The organism is Leifsonia sp. C5G2, assembly GCF_013359685.1.
Lineage (GTDB): Bacteria > Actinomycetota > Actinomycetes > Actinomycetales > Microbacteriaceae > Leifsonia.
The window spans coordinates 98785-122943 of record NZ_JABFMV010000005.1 but is presented as its reverse complement, the minus strand read 5'-3'; the positions used below and the strand labels follow the sequence as shown (position 1 = coordinate 122943).

Genomic DNA, 24159 nt, shown 5'->3' with positions numbered 1-24159 from the left:
ACGTGCCCTTCGGTCCTCGGCCTCACTGCCTTACTCGCCCGCGTTTATCCGCGCTCGGACTGCCTCCATTGCAGCATCGCCCAGAGTCGCTCCCGCCAAACAGGCTGTGACTTCTGTTGCGCTATGCGTTCCTGCACGACTTGTAGATCGTCGGCGTACTTGGCCCGCGAGCGCTCCAAAGTTCGGGCAGCAGAAGAGGCTGCCCCGCTACGTAGCGACCACCCAAGAAGCCGCCATCTCCCCGCCCGCCGCGGCTGTCGCAGGGACACGATCACAAGGATGTTGGGCACCGCGAAGCTAATACCGCCAGCGACCGGATTTAAATCTGCCGTGGTCGTGAGCCCAATCAGGATCCCGCCGGCGACCAAAACCCACAGCCCAACCACGATTAGCAAAGGCACCCATCGCGTTCGCGATAGGTCAGCGAAGTACGAGCGCAGTGCGGCCGCCAACAACGCCGCAACCACGGCGAAATACACCCCGACTCCTACATAGCTCGCGACTAGTTGTCCCGAGGTCTGAGGGCTCGACTCGGGTAGGGGAACTCCAAGTGCCCGGAGGACCTGGACGCTGCCGAAAGCAAGGAGAACGTGCGTTGCCATTAGAACGATCACGTTCACTGCGATCGCGCCGATCAAAGGCCGCTGCGCAATCGGCGCCAGCTCTGCGATTCGCTTCTCGCGCTGGTCGATTCGCTTGCAGAGCTCCCGCACGCGCGCCTGGTCATCGAGCGCGTTGAACCGTCCGAGCTGCAGACTGAGGAAGACAATAAGCCCAAAAGCGGGGACGACGGTGATGAGGCTCGCCCAGTCCTTGGGAGACGTGAGGCAGTAGACGCTGACGTACACCATCACAGGCACACCAGCCGCAGCGATCGACTCGGCAGTGAAGCCCAGGGTGCGCCTCAAGCGGTCCGAATCCTCCTGGCTCGCGAACAGTTGGCCACCGATCAGAACGGCGAAGAAGCCCAGGAGAACCGTGATCGTCAGGGGGAACGACCAACCCACCTGGGCCAGCAGCGACTTGCCGGCGTTAGTGAAGATGTGGGCGAGGTTGGTGCCTTGTGGCGAGAAGTTCGCGAACTCAATGAGTGGAACCACCACACCCGCAAAGACTGCTATCGCGCAGAGCCCGGCGAACTCATTCGCCGTCTCCCGGAGAGTTCGCGATGAGGGTGCGCCCGACGGTCTAGAGCTCATACGTGCAGACAATCAGAAACGGCCGACACTTGTGCCTGGGGTACGCCGCCATTACTGAAATACGCAGGGGAGGGCGTCTCGGACTAGCCATAGCTGCGAAAATGCTCGTATACGAGCAGAAGCGCAGGTGATGAATGGGACATCCAGCCATCGCGAGCGCGGAGAGGGCCGGATGGCTAACATTGTCGCTGGGCATGCTTCGCAACCGTCACCGTTGACGGTTCGAAACGCGACTTGCAGGTCGCGTGCACTGCCCGTTGCAACCGAAGAAGGCCACCCGGATCCGAACGAGTATCGTGTCGGATCATTCCACGCGCCTTCGCGCGTTGCAACCACCGGTCCGGCATCTGGCTTTCGGATCGGAACGGATAAATGACATCACCAGTGCCCGCACGGCGAACCCGCAAACCCCGGAAGATCGTCAGCGACCCGGCGCGCGCGGACGAACTCCTGGAATCCCTCAGCGCAGCCGAGCTCCAGATCAGGGAGTTAACCGAGCGCCGACTAGAACTCGTCGTGGAGGCCAGCGAGATCGGGCTGACTATCGCAAAGATCAGTGAGGCGGTCGGCGCCAGCCAAGCGTCGGTCTCGAATTGGTTGCGCAGCGCGCGGGAGCAGCGGGACCAATCCGCATAACGTTCAATGTTTGGGTATTAAGAATGGCTTAAAAGGTTGTAGTCTGCGGACTATGTTCGTTACGTCCGATGGTTGTGACCGACCACCGCCGTGCAGCCGGCTTTGTCAGGCGGCATGGTGAACCCTGCACCTATAGACTCGGCGAACTCCGTTGTGAGCGCTTGGGAAGCGGCTGTCGCGCGGACTGCGTCACCTGCCGCGATGCCGGGCGAGTTGACAGCTGCTCTTGACTTGTTGAGGGCCGAGATACGTCTTGGTGAGGGGCGCCGCGCTCGCCTGTTTCGGCCGGTGCGGGGACCGCGACGAATCCGGTTGCCTCAACGGCAACCGCATGAGTCAGGTGTTCGCGTGCTGTTGTCTCGGGACGGCAGTACCGGGTACGCGCGGCCGATCTCGCAGGTCAGTTGGGCTGATCTGGTGTTCTGCCACCCGATGCGGGATTTCTCGAGGCGACATGGTCAGGTCAACAAACCGGTCGCGTTCTTCAGCCGCACGGTCGGTGATCTGATTGCGTGCGAGTCGCAGCACGAGCGACGGTTCATGATCCTTGTTGACTGGAACCTCGATGTGGTGCACATCGCTGCTCAACCGTTCACTATCGACTTCCCGGTGGGACATGAGCTGGACTCACACACCCCCGACTTTGTGCTGATCACGCGGACGGGCGGCGTGGTCGTCGTCGATGTGAAATGGCACACGGCCGCTGAGACGGCGGATGTGCTTCGGCGCCACGCGGTTGTCGATAAGGTGCTTGCGAGCGCGGGGATACAACACGCGGTCTGGGTCGGAGCACCGCAGGTTATCACTAGCAATCTTGCGCTCTTTGCCTCGGCCCGCGTCCCCGAGCCGACGCTGGCGATCATCGGTCCTGAGGTGCTCAAGGCGGCCCGTTCCGGCGCGCGTGTCGGCGAAGTCGTTAATCAGGCTGCCGAGTTTTTGCAGGTGCCGGCGCCGGTTGTGCTGGTTGTTCTGCGCCGATTGCTCTGGGATCACGAACTCACCATCGATCTGAGCCGACCGTTCGATACGGAGACGATACTGCTGTGACACCGACGGAGGTGCATTGGATTCGGGCCGGCGTCGAGGTCGACTGGCAGGGCGAGCGTGCCGTGATCACCAAGGTCGGCGCGATGGTCACATTGACCAGCCCCGACGGCTCTTCCACAGGTCAGGTGCCAGCCGCCGACATCGCGAGCGCACTGCGGGGCACTACCGCCCCCGCCGACTTGCCGCAGCTACATGACATCCAAGAGCGGCTGTCGGAGTCCTCGGCGACTCGGCTGCGCGAAGATTCTGAATTGCTGCACATCATGCTCACGGGGCGTCGCACTAGCCAACCGGACACCGACCGGCCACCAGCGGATCTGGACCCCGCTCGAACACCGCTTGGCGAGCGTCGCCGCCGACTCGCTGTACTCCTCGCCCAGCAACCTCGCACAAAGGGCAAGCGCAAGGGGTTCACCGTCACTGTCGCTTCAGAAATGCGGAGACTGCAACGGATTATGAAGCGTTGGGAGGACAAACAAAGCCTTCTCGATGGCCGCTACCTGAAGCCACACACCTGGCGCACCCAAGACGCCGTCCTAGACGCGCTGCTGACCTTCCTGAATGACCACGCGCTCAAGTCCACGAAATCTGACGTCGCTCTCGTACGCGCCTTCCAGATCCACTGCGCGAAGCAACTTCCTGCACTGGAGCTCCCATCGATCACCACGCTGCGCCGACGGGTGAAGGTACTGCGTAGCGGCTGGTCGCATCTGGGTGCGAGCGCCAAGAACCGTATCTCCGAATTGAACGTTCCTGAATCCTCGGGTATGACGCGTTTGGCGACCAGGCCGGGCGAGTTGGTGCTGGTCGACACGACGAAAGCGAACGTGTGGGTGCAGGATCCGCGGACGGGCAAGAAGCTGCGGCTGGATGTCACTCTTGCTCTTGACCTGGCCACCCGCTGCATCGTCGGGATCGCGATCACCCACACCACCACGAAATTCGCCATCGGCCTGTGCTTGGCCGACGTGCTGCGACCTAAGACCGCGGCGTTGGCGAGCGAGTGGGCCGAGAAAACGGGTGAGGTCGCTCAACAACCGTTCATCGGAAGGCCGTCTGCGTTCATGACTTTCTACTCGGCTGCGTTCCATCCTGAGGGGGTCGTGGTCGACAACGGCAAACCGTATGTCTCCGACTACGTCACCGCGCAAATGGCCCGGTTGGGTATCCACTACGAACCGCAACGCTCCTACAGCCCGACTGACAAGCCGCAGGTGGAACGAGTCTTTCGCACCATCAAAGACATGTTTGAGGCGCTGATGCCCGGCTTCACTGGGGGGTCCGTGCATGAGAAAGGCAAGGACCCCCAAGCAGAGCAGCTGATGTCGCCGTCGCAGTTCGAGCAGCGGCTGCGCCAGTGCATCGACCTTTATAACCATCGAACGCATCACGGGTTGACGCTGCCCGAGGACCCGAACAAACAACTCAGTCCTTACATGATGTACGAAATCCTCACCGAGCGCGTGGGTGCCATTCCCGATATCGACTACCAGTACGACTGGGTGCGTTTCCTGCCGTCAGTGAAAGTGAAGATCTCGCCCAGCCGTGTCCGGGTGTGCCGTTTGAACTACAAGAGCCCGATCCTGCGCAGCCTGCAGGGTGACCCGGTGGCGATGAAGACCGGAATGTTGCGGGTGTACTACGACCCTTTCGATCTGCGGATCACCTGGTGCTTCGACGCCGAAGGAGTCCTGCACCTACTTCGGTGGCAATACCTGACCGAGGGCACCCCCCGCTTCGGAGAGTTCCACACCAGTCACATCGTTGACCAGCACGCCGACAAGAAGATCAGCAGCCAAGAAATCGAACGCATCCTCGTCCAAATCTTCACCGGCGTCTACGACAACGGGGAAGCACTCGAAGCCATCCGACACGCGGACCTCGCCGACGATCTGATGCGCAGGAACGCCGCCCACCTCACCGCAGGAATAGCCGAAACCAGCCCGTCCGGCACCGTGATCCTCGCCCCCGCACCCGTCGAACAGGACGACCGCACCGACGGACTTCTGCGTGCACGCGCCGCAACCCCTCCCGTGGAAGTCGCGGTCCAATCCCCCTCCAGCCATCGACCGGCGGAAATCTCAGTAGCGTCGCCCGGAGAGCACCGAAGAGAAGCTGAAGCGGGTACGGTCGCAGAACCGCCAGGGACTCCACCTCCGCGCGCCCGACGGGCGCTGCAGCCGTATGCCAGGAATCGATTCTGACGATGACTCTCGGCCCCAACCTTCAGGCAGCCACCGCGGATCACCTTGACCTGCTTACCCCTACAGACCGCGCCTGGATCAGCGAGATCAGCGCGGACCACGTCTTGGACCCGGGACGTCCTACCGGGGCCGCGCTCGCATCCATGAACCGCCGCCAACGCGAGCGCTTCCGGATCGGCCGGACACGCTTTCTCCGGACAATGCCATTGCTCGAGACGCCCGTCGTTACCGACGTAATGGGTCGGCTCCGATTGCTGGCACACTCCTCCGTCCGATCGGATCTCCACCAACAGGACATTCCCATCCTGAACGGCGACCCCGGCGTCGGAAAAACGCACATCGTTAGAACTCACGCAGCGGAGGAAATGAGCAGGCTCGCACTCCACCGCAGCATCGACCTCGAGGACGGAAACGCAGACCCACTCGTCGTCTTCCGCCCGGTCCTTTACATCCACCTCCGCGGACCAATGACACGGCACGACCTCCTGCGACTGCTGTGCGCCGAACTGCGCTGGCCATCCGATCGCAACCCTCAAGTCGCTTTCGAAACCGCGATCAAGAAGTGCGGGGTGCAACTGATCATCATCGATGAGATTCAGCACGTGAACTTCGACGGCAAGACCGGGCGTGACGTGCACAACATCATCCGATGGATGTCTAACTACGGGCTTCGCGTCATCCTCGCCGGCACAGACATCGACTGGGTGCTCAATGGCGCCGGCTCCGCCGCCGTCGAGGTGGCCGCGCGCAACTCTCGTGGACGCTGGATTCGGGTCGATGTCCCGAAACTGGAGATCGGCACGACCGCACAACGCGACGCGTGGCTCGACCTGGTATACGCATTCGAGAACCGGCTGCGCCTGGCCCACGCTCCCTCTGAGGACGGATGGCTCAGCGACGGCTTCGGCATGTACATGTGGGCTCGCACACAGGGATACCTGAACGCGCTGGTCTTATTGATCAATCTTGCGTCGGCCCACGCAATCGACACCGGGCAGGAGACGATCAACCGCAAAATCCTCGACAGCATCGACCTCGAATACGAGGTCGAACGGCAACGCACGCAGCGCGTCGCACTCTTCGACAACGGCATTCGTCCCGAAGCGGCGCGGCGATGACGCCGACCTTGGGAAAAGCCGTTCAACTTGGCGCCCCCGTCGAGCTGGCTGCTGGCGAATGGCTGCACACAGCCATCAGCCGATGGGCTTGGGAAACGTTCGGCGTCTCGCGAGGTGCATTGTTGGATTCGTTCGGGCTCTCCCGGCTACCGTTGCCTCGCATATCCGCGATTGGGACAGGGATTTCTCCGGAAATCGCAGCCAATATCGCCGCGGCGACAGGCATCCCCGAAGACAAACTCAGTGACGCAACGATGGCCAGCCTCCACGGCAAACTTCTATGGCTCGCTGCAATGGGGTCCAAGCGCGCCCTTCCGACGGTTGCCACCAAAGGCTTCTGGTCCTGGCAAGCCGGCACACGGTACTGCCCGGACTGCCTCAAAAGCAGCCCCGGCGTCTTCCATCTCAACTGGCGAAGCCCGTGGCTGTTCGCATGCATCCTTCACCGCCGACTCCTTCACGACGCCTGCCCGGCGTGTCAAGGCGCCCTCGTTGAGATGCGTGGCCGCAATAGAGACCGCTTTGACCCCTCCATGTGCCGAGCGAATGTCGCACCCCCGGGGGCGACGCGAACCGTGCCGTGTGGTGCCCCGCTTGTGGAAACCTGGGGAGCGACTCACCTCGATGAGGAGTCGCCGACGATGCGCGCACAACGAAGCATCATTCGAAGAGTCGACGCTGGTACCTCGATTGAACTGCTGAGCTACCTGCAACCAATCGCCATCGGGCTACGGGCCGCGCGAGCGTTTGAGGACATCGCGCAGCTGAGCGGCCTCGACCACGTAGAACTACGAGGGCTCCTCGACGACGAGAAACGCATCGGCGTCAGCGCTCCAAGAAACGCCTACGCCATGGCCGCCCTCGTTAGCGCGGCGTTCGAACTCCTCCACACTGACGAAGCCCACGCAAAAGCCATCATCCGAAACGCGACGTTCAACAGAACTCCCGCATCCGTCCCACGAGACGTAGGGTTTGGGCCAGGGAGTCCACGAGAACTCCTCGGAAGGTGGCCGTCCGCTCCCCAACCGTTCCGGGCTCAAATCCTCCGGGCTCTCGACCGCGATCTCACTACTGGCCAACGCCTCCTGTGGGATAGCGCGGCCACGCCGGCCACGATATCCGAGCACTCGGCGGTGGGCTACGACCGCGCGAAACGCATCGCGAGCATTCCTACGTTGCTGTGGCCAGAGTGGTGCAGCCGGCTTGATGTTGACGGGCCGGTCGACGCGCCGACTCTCGCCCGTTCGTTAGCCTCCGTCGTGCGCGTTGCGGGCTCATGGGACTGGTCAACCTTGCCCGAAGACACCCATTTCGCCGCCATGCTTCGACCGAACATGCTGGGCCGGCCCACCCAGGCCGACATGTTGCTAGCAGGCGTCAGCGAACTCGCCCACATCGTCGACGAAAGCGACGTTGTCATCAACTACCCGCGGCGACGCGAACTGCCCTCTCGCCAGCTTCTCCCGCTCGAGCATTGGAAGCTACTGGCAGAGAGCATCCGAATCAACCGCGGTGGAAGTCGACGCCCACTCAACGCGCGCCGATACCTGTGGCAGCGGATCACGGGTACCGGTCTACGAGAACTGCCCGATGACATGCGGGTCGGGACTAGCCACGATGACACCGCTGAGTACACGATGTTCTGCACGAAACTGACTACGGACTTACAGACGGCGCTCGACCGATACGGCCAGGCATTCTTGCTGAATCAAGGAATCGAAGAACCAATCACTTGGTCACCCAAACCGGTCACGAGCATCAAATGGCCTGGTCAAGAGATCTTGGATCTCGACCTCGGGCGGCTCCACTACCTCTTGATGAGTGGCGTCTACAGCCTCCGGCGCCTGTCCGAGCAACTTCAGGTGTCACCTCGGCGGATTCAACGGGCAATCGACGCTGCCCCCCGCCCCGCTCCGCACCGGATCACGCATCGGGAGTGGCGAGACGTATTGCCCCCACGGCTCAAGGAAGGAAACCAATCATGACCGCGATTCCATTGACGGACGATGACTGCGGGGCTGGCCCGCACCTGTCGCACACGAGGGGTGAATTCGTGGACATTACGTCCTTTGGCGAAGTAGGGGTTGGCGTATTGGTGAACGCGGCTGCCGTCCACGGGGCATGGCCAATCGGCTTCGACTCGCGTGGCTAATGGGTGAGCTGCCGGTCGATATCGTCTCCTTCGCCGCGGTTGTACGCGATCACTGCGGGAAGCGTGCAGCAGACGATCGTGAGATCAGTCCTCAGATCGTCGAGCCGCAACAACTGCAGCCTGAATTCGATTGAGTGTTCCGAGGACTCCCACGATCCACCGCCTGCAGTTCCTTGCGAGCAATGTGTTGAGCGGAACGTCGTTCGGGAGATCCTGGCCGATCACCAGAAGTTGCGTCGGGGACAGCGGGAACGAAACGGTCGAGATCTCGGCACCATTGGTTTCTCGCCAAAGGAGCACCGCACCGTCTCCGGTTGCAAGGTGTTGTGCCTCTCTCACTTGCCACGGCCATTGTTCGAGTCCGAGCGCGGTCAGCCTGGTGACATCTCCGAGGTACTGCGACAGGAGCAGTCTGTCCCCCAGGCTCAGTTCGGCATACTCGATCTGTCCATCCGTCTTTAGCAGTAAAGCGGGGGTGCGGATCTTGACCTGATCCGCGTACCGACCCCGATCGAGGTGCATATCGAGGAAGGAGACCATTGCGCTCTTTTCGACGGGCGTCAACATATGTGCGTGGCGCAACTTCAGGATCACCGGGACACTGCGGTCTTCTATACGCGCGTAGTCGTTCTCCAGGTCCTGGGTCAGGACCTCCGGGTCATATGCGTAGCTCACGACAGTGGCATTCTCGACAGAGGAGGGAAAGCCACGACCCTGTTGGATATCGAGGACGTCGACGCGGCCCCTCGCGTCTGCCCATGCTCGGATATAGCTCTTAGACACCATGTGCGCACGTTTCACCTTCACTGCAGCGCCTCCTCGAGTCTCAGAGTATGCAATGCCTTAGGCGGTTATCCCAAAACGCGTGGGCAAGGACTGACAGCGCCGCGAACAATGTCTGGCGTATCCACCGAGAACGCTTGATCCGAAGGGTGCGACCCGGATGCGGTCGTTCGAATCGTCGACAGCTTCCCGAAGCTCTGACCGCGCCTGATGTAGCCGAGACCTCCGAGAGCGTCTTTGCGCAAACAGAGGGCTCGATCAGAGCAACGGAGAGTCGCCATGTGCCTTACCTCAACTCAAACGATGCATACAATCCAGAGCAGAGGAGGCGACGTGTCCATCGAAGCAACACCCGAAGGGCTAGAGGCCAGCGTGCACTACCTCATGGACACGGCCCGGTCCCAAGGCCGCGACGAGGAGCTGGTCATCGCGCTGATTCGCGAATCCGCCGATGTCCTCAAGCGGCGCCAGCCGCGCGGCGGCGCGTTGACCGAGGAGCAGGTCGCCTTCCTGATCGAATCGGGCACCTTCACTCCGGAGCGCCTGGCCGAGGTGGAGGCGAGCGTCGCCCGCGGGGACCTCGCCGAGCTTGAGCGTCGGACGCGCCTGGAGGCGGTCACCGGCTCGCTCAGCGCTGCCGAGGCCGCCCAGCGTCTTGGCATCGATTCCTCGCGGGTTCGTCACCGTCTGAGCAAGGGCGGCCTGATCGGCTTCATGATCGGCGGCAAGCGCCGACTCCCGGCCTGGCAGTTCACCGACGACCCGAAGCAGCCTGTGCTGCCCGGGCTGTCGCAGCTGATCGCTGCGGTGCCCGCCGACATGCACCCAGCGAGCCTGCAGAACTTCATGGCCACGCCGCAGGAGGACCTCCTGATCGACGGCCGCGAAGTGACGCCGGTCGAATGGCTGCGCCTCGGCGGCGACCCGCAGGAGGTCGTCGACATCCTCGACTCCTTCCTGCAGTCGTGAAGGTCCCGGCCACACGCCGAGCGCTTTCAAGACCGAGCCTCGCAAGGTGCATTGGATCGGTGAGGGTGCCGGTTGTGTGGCGCCCGCGCTGTCTTGAGAGTTTCTGCCTAGGAGGCACAGAATGGCTTCGTCGATGACGCCCGGATACCGAACCGCCATGATCGGTCTGCGTCCACCGCGGGTAGCGCTCCTCTTTCCGGGCTGGGAGAACTGGCGCGGTTGGGCACGCCTCGCACTCGAAACCGTCACCGGCGAATGGGGCGGCGGCGGCCACCTAATCGTCCCCTATGACGAAGATGGCAGTGTCGATGAAGAACTCGTCCGAGCCTGCACTGCATTCGACCCCGACCGGATAGAGCTGCTCACTGCTCCGCCAAGCACCTGGGCCAAGCTGTCACCGGAGTGGGTTGCCCGCACCCAGCCGCGAAGTGAGGACTGGTCCACGATTTCCCAGGGACGGGTATCTGGCGGCGACACTCAGATGGCTATCACCCGGCTACTTGAGGCGACTTCGGTTATGCAGTCCAGCATCGGAGGGGTACCGCCGATCGGCCACCCCAGGCTGTCGCCGAACAACGACACCGAGACGGCCAAACAGCTGGAAGCCACCGAGTACTTCGCCACGGACCCGTCGTGGACTGGCGACGCCGCGCTCTTTGCGGGAGCGGTTGCCGGGGTCGTACGCCACGAATCCCCCAACACTGAGCCCTCGAACGACGCGCTCATCTGGTGGCTCATGAACCCGACAGTTGACCGGCTGCCGGCACAGATGGAGTGGGGACAATCCGCGGCAGAGCAGAAACAAGTCCGTAGCGCGTTTGAAGCCCTCTCCGACGACACGACGGCGTTGCGTCGCGGTTGGCCCACCAACGGCCTCGTCATCGTCATCGGCGACACTGCCCAGGACTTCGGTCTTGCATTGGCGTTCCTGAGGCTTCATGGCTCTGCGATTTGGCTGACGCCCGAGAACGTCCGAGAGGCTTTCCCGCGGTCATGGCAGCTGCGCTCCGAACTTCAAACACTTGTCCACGGGACGCAGACTATCCACCTCATCAGCGCGTCCCTCAAAGAGTCCGAAGTGGACGCCCTTGCGCTCACGTTCGATGACCATCACATCGTCACGATGAATGGACGACCGCTGGATACCCGCGTTTCTCCACGTCTGAGCCGCGATTGGCCTCCCTTCGACGACGCGCCGCTTCGACTCATGCTCACCGATCACATCTCGACCCGGACGACTGTGGCCGTCCCGGTAAATGAATCGGAAAGGGGCACGTTCGAACTGGTGACGCCACTAGACTCCCCTCTGCCCCAACGACCACGCTTCCAACACATACAAAGGCCAGCGTGGATTGTTGACGTCGACTTTGACCAGACCGCGATGCCTGGGGGTCGCGGGCTCCCACCCCAGTCCCTCCTTGCCGCGAGCAATGATCAACCGGTCAGCATTCGGGCTTCGATGCGCGGGGTGAGTTTCGAGGCGGGATCAGACGGTGTGACCCTCGGCGGGACGGTGCTACCGGGTCGCGTTGCACGACCCACCCTTCGCATACCAGGACTGGAGGACTGGGTGACGGAGATGGCCCACACCAGACAGCTCACCACTCGCATCTCACAAGCAGGGCGGCATGCTGCCCTGCTTGCCCGTCGCCTAGGTGGACGCGATCGACTGATCGATGTTGTGAGCGGGCCACTCCACCCATACCTTCGCGAATACCTCATGCCGAACGGCAGCAGACCCCTTATCAGCGAAATGTTCCCCGCCCGAGACGGGGTAGTCGTGTCGGACAGAATCCTCCTCAACTACCAAGCGCTCAAGCGTCTCACCCCCTCGATAAGAGACCAGAACCGACGAGACCATTTGGATAATCTGCTGGCCGCCGAGATCGTAACCCAAGGGTTGGTCCTCAACTGTGCTGAGTGCGAGGAGGTCTTTTTTGTCACGATGGACGATCTTGGGATCCGCTACCCCTGCCCACGTTGTGGCGCCATCAACACGCTCTCCAGTCCACGATGGCGTCGAGATGGAGAAGAGCCGTCGTGGTTCTATGATCTCCATCCCGCCCTTCGCGCCCTAATGAAGTCAAACGGGGATGCTGTCCTACTCGCGGCGGCTCATTTCCGAGGCCAAACATGGCTCTACCGCGATACGCATGAGCTCGAATTCATGACGCTTTCCCAGCCGCCCAAGAAGCAGTTCGAGATCGATTTGATCGCTCGCATGGGCGACCGACTTGTCGTTTGCGAAGTGAAATCGAATGGTGAAGTCGGTGGGGGTTCCAAACGCGCAGAAGAAATCCGGAAACGGTTTAAGGCGGCAACCCTCCTCAGAGCAGATCAGGTGTCCTTCGTGTCGATTGACCAGCCCTGGGCGGACGGCACCAAAGACGCGATCAGCAGAATTCAGAAGGATGAGTACCCGCGCCTGGTGGCCGACGCGATCCACATCGCCCGTCCGACGACCACTGGCGGCGAGCCGTAAGGGTCGCGTGCCAACGTGTGCTCCTTCGCCCGCACCGTGACCGCGGCTCGACCGCTGTCAGCTGCGTGTTCTTTTGGTGGATTTTTGGTTGAATCTTGCACCGGTGGGCAGTTAAGCTGACTGGGAGGAGTTCTCAATGGACATGGGTACGACGACACGCAAAGCACACGTCGCGTCCGCGAAGACCGATATCCGGGAGATCACCCGTCGCTTAAACTCTGCCCTCGGCGCGACGCTTGTCGCCTCGCTGGCCGGCAGCAAGGACCCCAAGATCAGCTACAAATGGGCCCGCGCAGATGGACCTGAACCTAGAAATGACGTGGTGCGACGCCTGCAGTTCGCGCACACTCAGTGGCTTGCCATAACAGCTTCTGAAGGTGACCAGGTTGCCCGCATGTGGTTTATCGGGTCGAATCCCCTGCTGGACTACGACACCCCGGTGGATGTGATCCGTGAGGACCGATTCAAGGAGGCAGCTACGGCGGCCGCGGCGATGGTCGAAGACGGCTTCCTCGGGTAACGACTCGGCTTGATCTAGCATCACGGCAGGCCATTGCTCAGAACATCCACACCGCCCGCGTTGAGCGGGCAAGGGAGGGCGTCAAACAAGGCGCGGATCATCGGAAAGCGCGGGGCGACCGGCGCGGGGCCGATAGCACCGGCCGCACGTGCGTGCTTTAACGGAGGGAGCTGCCGGATGGTTTACGACCCGCCTTCGGCGGGGACCCGGTCGTCCTGTGGGACACGTTGGAGTTCGCACACAGGTTTGCTGCGGCGTCTACGCCTCCCGAATGAATTAGAACGAGACCACCATTTCGGCAAACGTGGAGCGAATCGTGCGAGTCCGGGAGCGCTACCGAACCACCGGCGCTCGGGATTTTCCCGAGCACGAGCGGCGGCGCGCTGTCCTCCGAGCCCTCTATCCGCAGCTTCAAGCGGGCGAAGACCCGGATCTCCATGCGATGCTCATCTAGGCCTGGGTGCAGATAGGCTCGCATCCGCCGAAGTCGCAGAAGTACATGTTGGCCGCGGAACGGGCGCTACCCGGTAGGTCGCGACCGGTCGCACCGCTTCACGCGGGCCCGGCGATAAGTACCTAGACTGCGTTGCATGACGAACCCGACTGGCGACTGGGCGCGCGAGACGCTGTCAGCGTTTGAGGAGTTTTACGCGGCCACTGAGCAAATGGCGTTAGAGGCAGGCGCCGCCGGTGATTCGGTGAAGGAAACAGGGAGCTTGGAGCAGGCGGCGCCGTCCATCGACATTGCGCGCGAGCGTGTCGCCCGTGCGGCCGCCGCGCTCCGTCAGTGCCCGCCGCCGCCCGATGAAGCAAGTGCCCTTCATCTGAGTTCCTGTCTGGACGCATTGGAGGACTTCCGGACAGCCGAACGGTTCGACGCGTGGGTACACGCTTGGTCCCGTGCTATGGAAGAACGCGACGAATTTATTCGGGCGTTTGCCGCGGCTGACGGTCAGAAGCCGCCAGCCTGGTGAGCCGAACCCCGCGACTTCCCGAACCTCTTCGCTCGCCGCGCGATCAGATGACCTTGCGGTGCGCGAGAAGCGTTGCTGTAGTGCTGGCTAGCATGTGCTCATGCTTCATAACCAGCGGCGGCTACAGCGTCAGCGCGAAGAGGAAGAGGGCGCTGGCGCAGACTTCTGGGTCGACACCTTCCCGGAACCGTTCCGGATCCAACTCGACCGCTATTCATCGAGAACGTACGGTGTGAATGCTGATTTCATCCTAGGAACGGCTCGTGAACTCATTCTCGATGACGAGGGACTTCGGACCCTAACCGGTAAAGGGGAAGCCGACGCGGACATGACCGCGTACATCGAAACTTGCGATGACGCGATGATGCCGACCGCGATTGAGGCGTTAGGAAAAGCAATTACCCGATTCATTCGGCTGTCCAACGCCCACGACCCCTTCCTAGCTCAAAAGCTCCGGGAGGCGAGTGAGCACTACGAAGCGTTCGTCAACGAACGCCTGCAACGCCATCGCATTCGCTTCGAGCTCATCGACCGCAAGATGGTCGAGAAGAACTCGCTCGAGTTGCATGCCGCGGTCGTCTCGCCCGCACTCCGGTTGCTCGGTGATCGCGGGGGCTGGGAGAAGGTCGAGACCGCCTACAAGAACGCGCTGGATGAGCTGCACCGCGGCTCGGCAGAGAACGCGATCACCGACGCCGGCGCAGCTCTACAGGAGGCCCTGGAGGCCGTTGGTTGCAAGGGCAACGCTCTCGGACCACTCATCGTTGACGCGCGCAATCGTGGCCTGCTTGCCGCGCATGACCAACGCCTGGCTCGGAGTATCGAGGATCTCATGCAATGGGTGTCCGCCGACCGGAGTGCAAAGGGCGACGCGCACCATGCAACTGCCCCCGCCCCGGAGGATGGCTGGCTGATCGTGCACGTCGTCGGCGCCCTCATCGTGCGCCTTGCCAGCGGCTCCGCCCGCGGCTGAGGGCTGTCTAGCGAGCCGCAGCATGGCCCACGAATACATGCCAGAACACGTCCGGTTGGATTCTCCCGAATCCTCCGAGGAGGAACGGCAGGGAAGACTGGTTCTCGAGGTCGCGTTCGACCGAGTGACGCAGCTGATCGAGAGTGAGCGCTATCTGGGTTTCACGGTGGTGGAAGGCTCACAACTCTGGGGCGATGATCGTCATACCCCGTACAACCCTGTGAGCTACCAAGTCGCCTGGTATGCCATGGTCGCGATCGATCATCTTCGGTTCGTGCGTGATTCGCTGATCGCGCGCGGTGAGTTCGCGGTGATGGCGGAGTACACCGTCGTGCGGAGTGCGATCGAGGCTTGTGGATACGGGTATTGGCTTCTCATGGGCGGGACGCAGGCCAAGAGAGTTCAGAATTCGCTGCGAATCGGTTGGGACTCCATTTCGGATGTTGAAAGCCTTCTCGGTGCGACGGGCGGCCCCGCGGATGGGGCATCGCGTGTCCGCGATCGCCTCAAGGAGATCCACTCGGCGGGACCAGCGAGGCACGCATCGATCGAGAACATGCCGACCGTAACTCGAATCCTTCAACTCACGGATAGCTCCATGAAGTTCACACGGATGACGGGGCTCGAGGCCTGGCGCATCTGCAGCGGAATGGCTCACTCAAACACGCCGGTCGCGATCGCACTACTCGAACACCAGCAGGTGGAGCGCGTGGACACCATCGGGGCGGTGTCACGCCTCACCAACCGCATCGGGCTACTCGCGACCGTCTACGAAATCGCAACAATCTATCTCGAACGGTTCCTGGACCTCTGGGAGGCGGCGGCGACCACATCGGTTACACGAAGCTCCACTCGAAGTCGACAGCAATAGCGGCCCCGGCGGCGCTGGCCATTTTCATAGCGGCCGGCGCAGTCTCGCGTCAGATGCTGACGAGTCCGAAGCGGAGGGCTATTTCGCGCTTGCGACAGGTATCCCGTACAGGTCCGCGGTCCTATCTAGCGGATGTTGCGCTGGATGCCAGCGAAATGAGTAGCCAGCCTTCTGCAGGCTCTCCAATCCCTCCATTGCCACGACGCCGATGTCGAGATCGAGGGTTCGTTCTTCGGCGTTCTCGCCTCGGGCGGCTGAAACCTGACACCCATTGGAGGTCAGGAGCGTCTCCAGCTTCGCCGCCTGATCCCGGTCAGCCGCCCATACCCAGGTGGCCCGAGGGCTCTTTGACAGTTCCAGTTCGGTGGGGTGTGTCCATGTCATCGGGACAGTGTCGGAAACGTGGTCCGGGCTCGGCAGGTCGATCACCGAAACCCCGTCGCGTTCGTCCAGTTCGTAGGCGTCAACCCAGTTCAGCACCATCGCCACGAGTGGGAGCCGTTCAACCAGCGGGAGGTCAGCCGTGATGGGTCGATCTAGAACGGAGCCCGTCCGCTCGAGCTCTTCCGTGTTCACCACGTCTGCGAGCGTCGCCCCGCCGTGGCCGATGAGAGAGAAGCCGCCCACTTGCCACGGGAGGCCTTCGTCGTCGAGCTGCCAGTGGATGCGGATTTCCGCGACCTCTGGCAATAGCTCCATAAGGTCCGAGTAGGTCTTCCCGGTGTCGGCCACCAGCACATTCTGCCGGATGCGTCGTGCGAGTCGCGCTCATTGAGTGAAGGAATTATCGGAGATCGATCCATCCTGCGCGGAGATCGTTACCCAAAATCCGCTCCATGAGTTCGCGAAGAGGCTGTCGCCCACATGCTCCATGCGTACATACGCGTCGGTTGAATTCTCGGTTGGGAGTGATGCCTGCCAGAGCACCGACCCCGCAACGTCAATGCAAATGAGGTACTGGAACGGCCCGGTTTTGCGGATGTAGTCCATCAATACGGCAGCGCGCCGCAACGGCAGAGCTCGCCGAGGCGGCGACGGGTCACCGACCCAACAGGACACGGACGAGCTCAGTCGCGTACTGCGCCGTGCCGACGCCGAACACCGGCCCTCCGATCGCGATCGCAACAGCCAGGAGCACGACGAAGATGCCGCACGCCAAGATGCGCTGAGCGGACTTGTGGACGTAACGCATGGTGGATCTCCTGATCCGGTAGAGGGCTCTTTGGCCCGAGGTGGACATACGGCGAGAAACCGTTCTGGTGTCAGCTATGCGCTGACTCGCGGTTCGGCTGGGGCTCGCCGTTCCATGGGCGGTCCGCGCATCCTTCTAACGGCGTCGGCGGGCGCCTCGGAGGAGTGCGCCACCAGGTCGTCCACCCCCTCGAGCGGGATGATCGGCATGTCTGCCTCCAAATGGTGCAAGGAACCGGGTTCGGTCGCATCCACTGGAGGTCATGCGGCGGAAACGCCGCCCTCTTTTCAACTGTCATGCGGTTCTATACGCCTCAGCGAGCCGGATGCGTCACACCGGCCGAGATTTCTCGCCGGCCGATCCGCCGACCCCGTGTCGACGCTTCGAGGTTGATGTTCTCTGCGCGCAAAACGCCGGACGGCGAGTCTCTCGATACTCTGACGCCATGACCACGACGTCATCCACCAAGCAGCGGACGCGTCTACATCGGACGACGGCCGTCGTTATCGCGGCCCTTCTCGCATGCACCTACGCGAGCGTGCTGATCGGGCTCGCCGTGACGCTCACGATCGCCTGGGCCAGCGGCCGCGGCACGGTCGGCACCCTCGACAGCAACGCCGCCAACCGCGGCGTCGCGTTCTTCATCGTCGTGTGCCTGGCCGGCGCAGCTGCTTTGGTGCTCGGCGCGGTCGGCGCCTGGCGCGGTCGGAGAGGAATTCCTGCGATCGTTCCGCTAGCGATCGTGGTGCTCGTCGGATGCATCGGCGAGCCGGTCGATATCGTCTCGGGCAACCCGCCGCTCGACAACCTCATCGGCGCCGGGATCATCATCGCGGCAGCGCTGCCACTCGTATTGCTTCTGCTTCCAAGGAGAGCACCAGCGGAGAGCGCAGCCAGCGAAGCGGCATAGTCGGGTGGCTCGGCGTAGCCTGACAGCCATGAGCCCGGGCGTGCACACCGCGATCCACGTCGTCCTACTGGCCCTCCTGACCGGGTCCGCCGCTTACGTCGTCATCCGGCTGGTGAACGATGGCAAATGGAAAGACCGCGGCGTGCGAGTCGCAGCAGCGCTGTTCGCGTTCGCACTGATCGGCTACGTGCTGTTTCTCGTTCTGGCGTAGCCGAAGTCAGGTCCAGTGCAGCGATCCGGACCGCCGACCGTCTAAAGAATCTAAACAATCTAAAGGAATCTAAACGGGCTTCCAGATACCATGCTGCGGCCGCGCTACGCGGCGACAAGTTATCTGGACAATGGCGGCGACAGTTTATTTGGCATGCCGCTCAAGCTCGGGGCCCGCGGCGACAACTTGCGTGGCCGTTCACACTGATCCACATCTGTCGACCTCGATGAGGCAGGATCATGAAGGGTCATGCGGGATGACCTCGGGATCACGATTCGACGGGGGATCATGAAGCGCTGGCGTCCTTGTATGGTGTCGGGGATTTCCGTGGTCGCGGCGCTGCTACTGACGGCGTGCACGGTGACCGGACCGGTGGGCGCCCCGTCGCACACGGCTGAGGCAGCGGCCGGTGCGGCCCATTCGGTGCCCTCGTCGCCGGTGGCGTCGAGCGGGACGGCGTATGCGAACGAGTTCCAGTACCTCCCGCCCGCGGGAACCGTGATGGGGACGGGGACGCTCCACGATGTCGCCGGTCACGCGACGGGCGACGTCGCCGTCAGCGTCGCGAGCGACCTTCGCTTCCAAGTGGCGATCACCCGATTCACCACGACCGCCGACCCGGGTACGGCGGTCGCGCTCAGCGTCGACCGCTTCGGAGCGGCGGCGGGAGAGCCGACCGTGCCCGCGCCCGACGATCCGGTCGGCTTCACCCAGGGCACGAGCGGCGACGAGGTGCTGCCGTTCGACTCGAGCGGTCGCCGCGATCGTGGGAACGTGTCCTACTTCAACAGCGTGGAACTGGTCAGCGACGGCACCGTCCTCGCAGCGGCGCCGATGACGTGGAGCATCCCGGACTTCTATCCCGGGCTCGCCGTGAAGGATGCCGGTCCCCGACCGTATGCGCGCGGCACCGTAACCTCCTACAACGGCCAGCCGGCCAGCTATGCGGTGTGGGGCGACGACAACTCTCAGGCGGTCGCCGCTCGATTCGGGATCACCCAAGATCAGCTCTTCTACCTCAACCCGCAGTTGCGGCGCGGCGACACAGAACTCCTGCGGGACACACGCTTGAACTTGAGCGTCGCCTACCGCTGACCTCCGCTGTATCCGTCACGACACGACGGTCTCCGTCACGCGCGGGGAACGCGCCCATGCGATGCGCGCGTCAGAGCTGACGCACCTCGTCCACGGCTTCGCGCACGAGAGCAGTGAGGTCGAGTGACGGGTCGGCGTACCACTGCGCGCCGGCGCGCTGGAACGCTGCGGCGCCCACCTGCGCGGCGAGGCGGCCGGTCGGCTCCGGGATCCCGCGCGCCGTCAGGGCCCCGACGATGGCGTCCGCGAGCGCGGCGGTCTTGGCGTGGGCCCGTTCCCGGAGGGCGGGCGTCGCGTCGATGAGTTCGGCGCGCCGGAGCGCGACCGGGCGACCGGCGACGAACAAGGGAACGGCGGCGAGGTAGGCGCCCATCACCAGGTCGAGGGGCGTGGTCTCCGCCGGTGCTCCCGCGATGGCGCCGGTCATCGTGTCGCGGAGTTCGGTCTCGCCCTCGAAGAGCACTTCGCGCTTGTCTGCGAAGTGCCGGAAGTAGGTGCGCTCGGTGACGCCGGCCCTGGCGGCGATCTGCGCGGTGGTGGTCGCGTCGTAGCCCTGCCGGCGGTACAGCTCGAGCGCCGCCTCCCGCAGGCGGCGGCGCGCCTCCTCGCCGCTTCTCGGCATCCTGGCTCCTTCGTAGTGACAGTCACTGACTTAACGTGATAGCGTCAGCGACTGTCACTACGATACCGAGGAGAAGCGCATGGCCGCCACCCGATCCCGCACCGTCCGTTTTCACGAGTACGGCGAGCCGTCCGACGTGCTGCGCCAGGAGTGGTGCGAGGTGCCCGACCCCGGTGAGGGCCAGGTGCGCATCCGGGTCGCCGCGGTGGGCCTGAATCCGGCCGACTGGGAGGTGTGCCGCGGCTTCCAGGCCGGGCAGCTCCCGCGCGGCATCGGCTTCGACGTCGCCGGGACCGTCGATTCCGTTGGAGATGCTGTCGAGGGCGTCGCCGTCGGCGACCGCGTCCTCGGAACGGCCGACGTCACCGGGCAGGCCAGCGGCGGTCTTGCGGATATCGCGATCCTGCGCGAGTGGTTCCCGCGTCCCGACGGCCTCGACGAAGCGCACGCCGCGACGCTCCCGATGGTCGTCAAGACCGCGGTGTGGACGCTCGACGCGATGGGTGTGGAGAGCGGCACCACCCTCCTGGTCCACGGTGCGGGTGGCATGGTCGGCTTCGCCGCCGTGCAGGTGGCTCTCCGGCGCGGCGCACGCGTCATCGCCACCGCCGGCCCCAGCCTCGCCGGGCAATTGGAGGAGTTCGGCGCCCAGGTCACTCCGTACGGCGAGGGAATGCCCGCCCGCGTCCGGGCGCTCGCAGGCGGCGACGTCGATCTGGTTCTGGACACTCCGCGTCCGAGCCCGGGCACCATGACCGGCCTCATCGCACTCGCCGGCGGTGTGCCGTCCCGCGTCGTGACGATCAGCAATCACGACGAGGCTAGGGAGCTCGGCGCGCGCGTCAACCTCGACCTCCTCCTGGCCTCCGGCGCCTTCCCGGACTCGGGCGTCGTCGGAGACTACGCGGAGCTCGCGGCGAAGGGCGAGTTCCGGCTCCCCATCGCCGCCACGTTCCCCCTCGGTGGATGGCGTGAAGCCGTGGCGACGAGCGTCGCGGGCGCTCCGCACGGCAAGCTCGTGCTGCTGCCGCAGGAGGACGCACCGGCCGTACGCGAGGAGACCGGGCGCTAGGGCGTGTTTGTCAAGAGGCTTCTCGCTCGGCTGGGCGAGCCTTGAGTTGTGATGCGACGGGAGGTCTCAGACGAGACGTGGGCTGCTATGGAGCCGATGATCCCGACGTTGTCCGGCCGGTCGAGGCCGTGTACCGACCATTTAGGACTGATCCCAGTTGGACTCAGGTGTCAGATAGCTTGACCCATGGTGCGATGCGTTCGCCAGGAAGCAGTTGCGTACCGCGGTCGTAGTGATAGACCATGCCGAGCGTTATTTGCGCCCTGGCTGCGACGATCTCGAACTCGCAACCGTCGGCTTGGAACGCGAACCGGCCGGAAGAGGTGGGTTCGCGGAAGATCGGCGTGTGGAACCACGTCGCACAGTTGACTGACTGAACATCGAAAAATCGGATCTCGATGTAGTGGTAATAACTCAGATCGAAGCTACCGACGATGAGCAGGTTCTCCCCGTCGAAAGTCTGCACATGGAAGTCCGAATGGTATTCAGCAACACTGGTCAGTTCGGCGAAGGTCGTCATTTCCTTAGCACTACCCACCCTTCGCGCTGCGTCGATCGGACGACCAACAGGGTCCCAGTTCCACTGACGGACCACCTTAGCCTGGGATCGCATCCGTGACTTGGGAGCGTGGAGCGGTTTCGGGTTCTCTCGGATGCTCAGTGGTCGTTGATCGAGGCTGCCGCGCCCGACTGGCCGGAAGGGGCGCCCGTTTGCGGAGGCACGGCGAACTAAACGAATCTGCGGGAACAGCCGCCTGATCAGGGCATCGGCCGCTCCTGTGGCGCAACCGCTGATTGCCCAGCTGCGCGTCGGGCGGGAGGTCGGGCGGCCCGGACCCGGCATTTATCAGACACGCCCTAGCCGCCGTTCGAGCGGCCGCCGATCCAAATGGGCACGCGGCGCCGGATGCCCATGATGAAGAAGCCGATGACCGAAACGGCCGAGCGTCTGCCCGCCGAAGATGGCGGCGATTAGCAGCACGACCAGCGTCCAGAGTGCAGCAACGCCGAGACCGAGCGCCAGCAGGTCGTCGTTGCGCAGGATGAGGCCGAACAACGCCAGGACGACGCCGACCGCGAAGCCGGGGAGCAACGCGTAGACCAGCCCGCGAGTCCATCGCAGGAATCCGGTCACCGTCACCTCATGGTGACCGAGTTCGCTTGATCGTTCATCGAGCCGAGGCTCGCCGCGTTCACGGCGTAGCCGTACGAGGCGCCGCTGTAGCTGGTGCCCTGCCACAGCTTCGTGCTGCAGCCCGAGAAGCTCTTGAACGAGCTCACCCTGCCGGACCAGCCGACGTTGCCGAGCGGGCCGAAGTTCCAGGTCGTGCTGCCGTTGCAGGCGCTGGAGTGGGTGATCTGGAAGAACGAGCCGCCGTAGTTGGCGTCGTCGTAGAGCTGGCTCTGGATGTAGGTCGCCTGCACGCCGGCCGGTGCGAACGCGGCGCGGGCACCGGCTCCCCCGGCGCCGCCGGGCGCGACGACCTGGAGGTGGGCTTGTTCGAGCACCGCCTCGTTCAGGTCCTCCCCCGCGTCGACGCAGACCAGCGAGCCGGTGCCGAGGTCGTACGAGCACGACCGCGCCTGCGTCCCGGCCTGGTCCGGTGTGGCGGCATTCGCCGCGCCGCCGACGGACACGAGGCCGACCGAGAGCGCTGCGATCGCCAGTGCGGATGCCAGCTGACGGCGCGCGCGAGCAGAGGTTCTGTTTGCCATTCGACTTCTCCCCCGAAGTAAGACTTCCCGGCCCAGCGCCGGGCACGGTCAGTCTGTCGGCGCATCGTGTCCGTCGCAACCGGGGAGATTTCAATCGGGTTGAGAGGATTCGGCGGGGAGGCACATTTCTTAGGTATGAGCGACACAGCCGAGGCGGACCCGACGAGGGGGGAGGTGTCGCGGTCCGAGCGCTCGGACCGCGACCTCCTGCTCGACCTCGTCGACGGCCGCCGCGGCGCCATCGGTACGCTCTACGACCGGCACAGCCGCGTCGTCTACGCCTACATCGCGGCGCGCCTCGACGCCCGCGAGGACATCGAGGAGATCAGCCAGGACGTCTTCGTCACCCTCTGGAGGAAACGGGCGACGATCGTCGTCGCGGGCGAATCCGTCCTGCCATGGCTGCTCGTCACCAGCCGTAACCTGATCGCGAACCGACGGCGCGCCATCCAGGCCGCTCAGAAGCGGCGATCCGGCGATGCGTTGGATGAGACCCATCCGGACTCCCGTCCCGGCCCCGACGAGATCGCAGAGCGGAATCAGCTGCTCGCCTACGTCGAGACGGTGGCCGCCGCCCTGCCGGAGCCGGATCGGACCGTGTTCGAGCTCTGCATCCGCGGCGACCACAGTTACGACGAAGCCGCCGCCCAGGCCGGCATCACCCCGGCAGCCGTCCGCAACCGGCTCTCGCGCCTCCGGACACGGCTCCGCAACGAACTTCACACCCTCAGGGGGAAGCCATGACCAACCACGACCTCCTGCCCGCAGACGAACACTTCCACCAGCTCAAGCTCCGCGTCCTCGACACCATCGCCGTCGGCGAGCGGCGAAGGACCCGGAAGCACCGCCTCATCGCCATGGGCATCGCAGGCACACTTGCGCTCGGCACGACGGCCGGGGCGATCGCCATCGCCCGTGCCTCCCAGGGGCAGATCAACTACCTGATGGACTGCTACGCCAGCGCCGATCTCGACTCCCGCCACGCCACGTCCGTCTACCTGCCCGGGGACCAGAGCTCGAAGACCCCGACGCCGTTGAGCGAGCGGGTCACGCTCGCCGAGGACATGTGCGCCGCGACGTGGCGCATCGGCAGCTTCTCGCCCGGCGGCTCCACGAGCGACCGAGAGTTCCCGGTCCCCGACCTGCAGACCTGTCAGCTGCCGGACGGGCGACTGGGCGTGTTCCCATCCGAATTGGCCGCGAGCGAGCTGTGCACGCGACTCGGCCTGGCAAGCCCGCACGAATGAATAAGGGGATTCTCATCGTGCGGACTGGGGGCGGTGCCCGCCGCGTTGTCGCCTGGGGGGGGGCGGCGGCGGGCACCTACCGTCCCGAGGCGATCAGTACCGGACCGGCGGCCGACGACTGCGGCAGCCACTGAACAAGGAAGAGGATAAAGAATGAGCGCAATCG

At 63.8% G+C, this 24159-nt stretch carries 25 protein-coding genes; 16 read left to right on the top strand and 9 right to left on the bottom strand.

Annotated features, from left to right (window positions below):
• Positions 1–44: 44 nt before the first annotated feature.
• Positions 45–1103 carry a hypothetical protein gene (locus HNO83_RS08760; protein WP_175337150.1) on the bottom strand — a complete coding sequence of 353 codons (1059 nt, stop codon included), beginning with the start codon at positions 1101–1103 and terminating at the stop codon, positions 45–47.
• A 1080-nt stretch (positions 1104–2183) separates the two neighbouring features.
• Between HNO83_RS08760 and HNO83_RS08755 the strand changes: the two genes are divergently transcribed.
• From HNO83_RS08755 to HNO83_RS08740, 4 genes are read left to right on the top strand one after another with little or no spacing between them, the layout of a single operon-like run.
• Positions 2184–2882, top strand: coding sequence for a TnsA-like heteromeric transposase endonuclease subunit (locus HNO83_RS08755; RefSeq protein ID WP_175337149.1), 699 nt, complete (start codon positions 2184–2186; stop codon positions 2880–2882).
• Complete coding sequence (locus HNO83_RS20755) at positions 2879–5086, top strand: TnsB C-terminal domain-containing protein (protein ID WP_175337148.1); 2208 nt, start codon at positions 2879–2881, stop codon at positions 5084–5086. The genes HNO83_RS08755 and HNO83_RS20755 overlap by 4 nt, the downstream gene beginning before the upstream one ends.
• 2 nt (positions 5087–5088) lie before the next feature.
• Entirely contained in the window at positions 5089–6204 is a 1116-nt protein-coding gene (locus tag HNO83_RS08745) for an ATP-binding protein (protein WP_175337147.1), read from the top strand.
• The gene (locus tag HNO83_RS08740) at positions 6201–8189 is read left to right on the top strand and encodes a TniQ family protein (RefSeq protein ID WP_175337146.1); all 1989 of its coding nucleotides are present in this window, start codon (positions 6201–6203) and stop codon (positions 8187–8189) included. Before HNO83_RS08745 ends, HNO83_RS08740 begins: the two co-directional genes overlap by 4 nt.
• A gap of 251 nt (positions 8190–8440) precedes the next feature.
• On the opposite strand, the gene HNO83_RS08735 is transcribed toward HNO83_RS08740, so the two are convergent.
• A complete protein-coding gene (locus HNO83_RS08735; protein ID WP_175337145.1) occupies positions 8441–9142 on the bottom strand; it encodes a DUF4238 domain-containing protein in 702 nt (233 codons plus the stop codon).
• Between the two features lie 330 nt (positions 9143–9472).
• Here HNO83_RS08735 and HNO83_RS08730 point away from each other — a divergent pair, with 330 nt between their 5' ends.
• The 6 genes from HNO83_RS08730 to HNO83_RS08705 all read left to right on the top strand — a co-directional run bounded on the left by HNO83_RS08730 (position 9473) and on the right by HNO83_RS08705 (position 15928).
• The gene (locus HNO83_RS08730) at positions 9473–10108 is read left to right on the top strand and encodes a DNA-binding protein (protein WP_175337144.1); all 636 of its coding nucleotides are present in this window, start codon (positions 9473–9475) and stop codon (positions 10106–10108) included.
• Between the two features lie 121 nt (positions 10109–10229).
• Complete coding sequence (locus tag HNO83_RS08725; RefSeq protein WP_175337143.1) at positions 10230–12590, top strand: PDDEXK family nuclease; 2361 nt, start codon at positions 10230–10232, stop codon at positions 12588–12590.
• A 136-nt stretch (positions 12591–12726) separates the two neighbouring features.
• Complete coding sequence (locus tag HNO83_RS08720) at positions 12727–13110, top strand: hypothetical protein (protein WP_175337142.1); 384 nt, start codon at positions 12727–12729, stop codon at positions 13108–13110.
• A 590-nt stretch (positions 13111–13700) separates the two neighbouring features.
• The gene (locus tag HNO83_RS08715; RefSeq protein WP_175337141.1) at positions 13701–14084 is read left to right on the top strand and encodes a hypothetical protein; all 384 of its coding nucleotides are present in this window, start codon (positions 13701–13703) and stop codon (positions 14082–14084) included.
• Between the two features lie 100 nt (positions 14085–14184).
• Positions 14185–15057 carry a hypothetical protein gene (locus tag HNO83_RS08710; RefSeq protein ID WP_175337140.1) on the top strand — a complete coding sequence of 291 codons (873 nt, stop codon included), beginning with the start codon at positions 14185–14187 and terminating at the stop codon, positions 15055–15057.
• A 22-nt stretch (positions 15058–15079) separates the two neighbouring features.
• Positions 15080–15928, top strand: a complete 849-nt coding sequence (locus tag HNO83_RS08705) for a hypothetical protein (protein WP_175337139.1) — start codon at positions 15080–15082, stop codon at positions 15926–15928.
• Positions 15929–16006: 78 nt separating this feature from the next.
• Here HNO83_RS08705 and HNO83_RS08700 read toward each other — a convergent pair whose 3' ends face one another.
• From HNO83_RS08700 to HNO83_RS08695, 3 genes are read right to left on the bottom strand one after another with little or no spacing between them, the layout of a single operon-like run.
• A complete protein-coding gene (locus HNO83_RS08700) occupies positions 16007–16660 on the bottom strand; it encodes a hypothetical protein (RefSeq protein WP_175337138.1) in 654 nt (217 codons plus the stop codon).
• Positions 16661–16696: 36 nt separating this feature from the next.
• Positions 16697–16918: a DUF7957 family protein gene (locus HNO83_RS20860; RefSeq protein WP_502708425.1), complete on the bottom strand. Its 222-nt coding sequence runs from the start codon at positions 16916–16918 to the stop codon at positions 16697–16699.
• A 49-nt stretch (positions 16919–16967) separates the two neighbouring features.
• Positions 16968–17120 (bottom strand): hypothetical protein, encoded by a 153-nt coding sequence (locus HNO83_RS08695; RefSeq protein WP_175337137.1) that lies wholly within the window; start codon positions 17118–17120, stop codon positions 16968–16970.
• A 445-nt stretch (positions 17121–17565) separates the two neighbouring features.
• On the opposite strand from HNO83_RS08695, the gene HNO83_RS08690 reads away from it, so the two are divergent.
• From HNO83_RS08690 to HNO83_RS08680, 3 genes are all read left to right on the top strand, one after another.
• On the top strand, positions 17566–18030 hold the full coding sequence (locus HNO83_RS08690) for a hypothetical protein (protein ID WP_175337136.1): 465 nt from the start codon (positions 17566–17568) through the stop codon (positions 18028–18030).
• A gap of 28 nt (positions 18031–18058) precedes the next feature.
• The gene (locus tag HNO83_RS08685; RefSeq protein ID WP_175337135.1) at positions 18059–18241 is read left to right on the top strand and encodes a hypothetical protein; all 183 of its coding nucleotides are present in this window, start codon (positions 18059–18061) and stop codon (positions 18239–18241) included.
• Positions 18242–18550: 309 nt separating this feature from the next.
• Positions 18551–19336 (top strand): hypothetical protein, encoded by a 786-nt coding sequence (locus HNO83_RS08680; RefSeq protein WP_249776607.1) that lies wholly within the window; start codon positions 18551–18553, stop codon positions 19334–19336.
• Between the two features lie 70 nt (positions 19337–19406).
• Here HNO83_RS08680 and HNO83_RS08675 read toward each other — a convergent pair whose 3' ends face one another.
• Positions 19407–19958 carry a TetR/AcrR family transcriptional regulator gene (locus HNO83_RS08675; protein WP_175337134.1) on the bottom strand — a complete coding sequence of 184 codons (552 nt, stop codon included), beginning with the start codon at positions 19956–19958 and terminating at the stop codon, positions 19407–19409.
• 79 nt (positions 19959–20037) lie between these two features.
• On the opposite strand from HNO83_RS08675, the gene HNO83_RS08670 reads away from it, so the two are divergent.
• Positions 20038–21030, top strand: coding sequence for an NADP-dependent oxidoreductase (locus HNO83_RS08670; protein WP_175337133.1), 993 nt, complete (start codon positions 20038–20040; stop codon positions 21028–21030).
• Between the two features lie 163 nt (positions 21031–21193).
• Here HNO83_RS08670 and HNO83_RS08665 read toward each other — a convergent pair whose 3' ends face one another.
• The 3 genes from HNO83_RS08665 to HNO83_RS08655 all read right to left on the bottom strand — a co-directional run bounded on the left by HNO83_RS08665 (position 21194) and on the right by HNO83_RS08655 (position 22746).
• Entirely contained in the window at positions 21194–21550 is a 357-nt protein-coding gene (locus HNO83_RS08665; RefSeq protein ID WP_175337132.1) for a hypothetical protein, read from the bottom strand.
• Between the two features lie 327 nt (positions 21551–21877).
• The gene (locus HNO83_RS08660) at positions 21878–22165 is read right to left on the bottom strand and encodes a hypothetical protein (RefSeq protein ID WP_175337131.1); all 288 of its coding nucleotides are present in this window, start codon (positions 22163–22165) and stop codon (positions 21878–21880) included.
• Between the two features lie 2 nt (positions 22166–22167).
• Entirely contained in the window at positions 22168–22746 is a 579-nt protein-coding gene (locus HNO83_RS08655; protein WP_175337130.1) for a hypothetical protein, read from the bottom strand.
• Between the two features lie 135 nt (positions 22747–22881).
• Between HNO83_RS08655 and HNO83_RS08650 the strand changes: the two genes are divergently transcribed.
• Together HNO83_RS08650 and HNO83_RS08645 are read left to right on the top strand one after the other, a co-directional pair.
• Complete coding sequence (locus HNO83_RS08650) at positions 22882–23490, top strand: RNA polymerase sigma factor (RefSeq protein ID WP_175337129.1); 609 nt, start codon at positions 22882–22884, stop codon at positions 23488–23490.
• Complete coding sequence (locus tag HNO83_RS08645; RefSeq protein ID WP_175337128.1) at positions 23487–23993, top strand: hypothetical protein; 507 nt, start codon at positions 23487–23489, stop codon at positions 23991–23993. Before HNO83_RS08650 ends, HNO83_RS08645 begins: the two co-directional genes overlap by 4 nt.
• Positions 23994–24159: the final 166 nt, after the last annotated feature.